The sequence below is a fragment of the Phenylobacterium sp. genome (assembly GCF_035276905.1).
Classification (GTDB): Bacteria; Pseudomonadota; Alphaproteobacteria; order Caulobacterales; family Caulobacteraceae; genus Phenylobacterium.
Genome location: NZ_DATELG010000034.1, coordinates 1 through 2,526, shown reverse-complemented (window position 1 = coordinate 2,526; position 2,526 = coordinate 1). Strand labels below are relative to the sequence as shown.

The 2,526-nt window shown below is 69.9% G+C and carries 2 protein-coding genes and 1 pseudogene; 1 reads left to right on the top strand and 2 read right to left on the bottom strand.

Annotation, left to right across the window (positions count from 1 at the left end; all coding sequences use genetic code 11):
• The first annotated feature begins 113 nt into the window (after nt 1-113).
• Nucleotides 114-914: a phosphate ABC transporter ATP-binding protein PstB gene (pstB, locus tag VJS38_RS01235; protein WP_349254642.1), complete on the top strand. Its 801-nt coding sequence runs from the start codon at nt 114-116 to the stop codon at nt 912-914.
• 35 nt (nt 915-949) lie between these two features.
• Here pstB and VJS38_RS01230 read toward each other — a convergent pair whose 3' ends face one another.
• Together VJS38_RS01230 and VJS38_RS01225 are read right to left on the bottom strand one after the other, a co-directional pair.
• On the bottom strand, nt 950-2,047 hold the full coding sequence (locus tag VJS38_RS01230; RefSeq protein ID WP_324086334.1) for a glycosyltransferase family 1 protein: 1,098 nt from the start codon (nt 2,045-2,047) through the stop codon (nt 950-952).
• 126 nt (nt 2,048-2,173) lie between these two features.
• A pseudogene (locus tag VJS38_RS01225) lies at nt 2,174-2,365 on the bottom strand (helix-turn-helix domain-containing protein); the annotation flags it as partial.
• Nucleotides 2,366-2,526: the final 161 nt, after the last annotated feature.

The window sequence follows — 2,526 nt, the reverse complement described above, 5'->3', positions numbered from 1 at the left end:
GATGACTGGCGCCGCCTCGCCTGGGCGGGCGCGCTCCTGATCGCCGCGGCGGTCCTGGGCGTGACCGTGCTGGCCCGCGCCCTCGCCCAGGAGCCCCGCCGCTCATGAACACGATGAAAGCCGAAAACCTCGACGTCAGCATCGCGCCGATCCCGCAGGATCAGGTCAAGCTGGCGGTCAAGAACCTCGACTTCTTCTACGACAAGGCCCGCACCCTGAAGTCGGTGTCGGTGTCCTTCGCCCGCAACCAGGTGACGGCGCTGATCGGCCCCTCCGGCTGCGGCAAGTCGACCCTGCTGCGCACGCTCAACCGCATGTACGCCCTCTACCCCGGCCAGCGCGCCGAGGGCGAGATCCTGATGGACGGCGAGAACCTGCTGAGCCCGCGGATGGACCTGGCGAAGCTGCGCTCGCGGGTCGGCATGGTGTTCCAGAAGCCGACGCCCTTCCCGATGTCGGTCTACGACAACGTGGCCTTCGGCGTGCGGCTCTACGAGAATCTCTCGAAGGCCGACATGGACGCCCGCGTCGAGGAATCCCTGCGCCGCGCGGCCCTCTGGGACGAGGTGAAGGATAAGCTGCACGCCTCGGGCCTCGGCCTGTCCGGCGGCCAGCAGCAGCGGCTGTGCGTCGCCCGCGGCGTGGCGGTGCGCCCGGAGGTGCTGCTGCTCGACGAGCCGACCTCGGCGCTCGACCCGATCTCCTCGGCCCGCCTGGAGGAGACGGTCAGCCAGCTGAAGAGCGACCACACCATCGTCATCGTCACCCACAACCTGGGCCAGGCGGCGCGGATCAGCGACTACACCGGCTTCATGTACCTGGGCGAGATGGTCGAGTTCGGCCCCACCGACCAGGTCTTCACGCGGCCCGCGACCCCGCGCACCAGCGACTACATCACCGGCCGGTTCGGCTGACGTCCTTTCCTCTCCCGCTTTGCGGGGGAGGAACGTCAGGCCGCTTCCGGCCTTCTGCGCCGGACCCGCGCCAGCCTCCGCAGCCGGCGCCAGAAGCGGGTCTTCTCCGGTTCCGGATAGGGCTGCAGGTTGCGCACGAAGTCCTCGGCGCAGGCGCGCCAGGAGAAGCGCTCGGCAAAGCGGCGGACCGCTTTGCGGTCGAGCTTCAGGCACTCCAGGCAGGCTTCCCTGAGACCCTCGGTGGGGCTGTGGGCCAAGACGCCGGCGCCGGAGTTCGGGATGATGTCGATCGGTCCCGGCGCCGGATAGGCGGCGACCGGCGTGCCCGAGGCCATGGCCTCCAGGATCACCAGGCCGAAGGTGTCGGTGAGCGAGGGAAAGACGAAGACGTCGGCGCAGTTGAAGTGGGCCGACAGCTCCTTGCCGGACTTCGCGCCGCAAAAGACCACTTCGGGATACTTGGCCTTCAGCTCTTCGAGCTGCGGGCCCGGGCCCACCACCACCTTCGTCCCCGGCAGGTCGAGGCCCAGGAAGGCGTCGATGTTCTTCTCCACCGCCACCCGGCCGACGTAGAGCGAGATTGGCCGCGCCAGGCCCTCGAAGACGTCCGGATCGCCCTCGCCGCGCGGATGGAAGACCTCGGTGTCGACGCCCCTCGACCAGGACGAGATGTTGCGGAACCCGTGCTGGGTCAGCTCGTCGCGCATGGTGGGGGTGGCCACCATCAGCCGGCCGGACGGCTTGTGGAACCACTTCATGTAGGCGTAGCCGGCGGCCAGCGGCAGCGGCAGGCGGGCCGAGACGTATTCCGGGAAGCGGGTGTGGTAGCTGGTGGTGAACGGCAGCTTCCATTCGACGCAGATGCGCCGAGCGGCCAGGCCGATCGGGCCTTCGGTGGCGATGTGGATCGCCTCCGGCTCGAAGGCCTTGAAGCGCTCCTGCACCGGCTCGTAGACGCCGATCGCCACCTTGATCTCGGCGTAGGTCGGCAGCGGGAAGGTCTTGAACTGGTCGGGGCTGATCACCTCGACGGTGTGTCCCAGGTCGCGCAGCTCCTTCACCACGCGGGTGAGCGTGCGCACCACGCCGTTGACCTGCGGCTCCCAGGCGTCGGTGGCGAGAAGGATGCGCATCGGCCGATGGGCGTCGCGCACCGCCTTGATGGTCTCGCGGATGCGCGGCATGCCCGGCGCCGGCCTCGGCCGCTCCACAGGCGTCTGCGCCTGGGTCTGCATCCAGGACCAGAAGGCGCCGAGCAGCGCCTCCTTGGTGGGAAAGTGGCGATAGACGGTGCGCTCGCCGACGCGGGCCTCCTTCGCCACCTCGGCGAAGCTGAGGTCGTCCATCTGGCCGGCCTCGAGCTGGCGGGCCACGGCGCGCAGGATCTGTTCGCGGGTCACCTCGCGCTGTCGGTCGCGCGCGCCGGGTTGCGGGGCCGAGGGCGGCGTCATGGCAGCCGCACTGTCAGCAATTCGCGACGGGTGTCAATCGGACGCCGTCAGGCCGCCAGGGGCTCGGGGCGGGCCGCCGCGCCGCGCCGCGCCCGGTCGACCGAGGACCAGGAGCGCAGCTTGGCCCATTCGAGGATCTCCAGCCGCCCGTCCAGATGCTC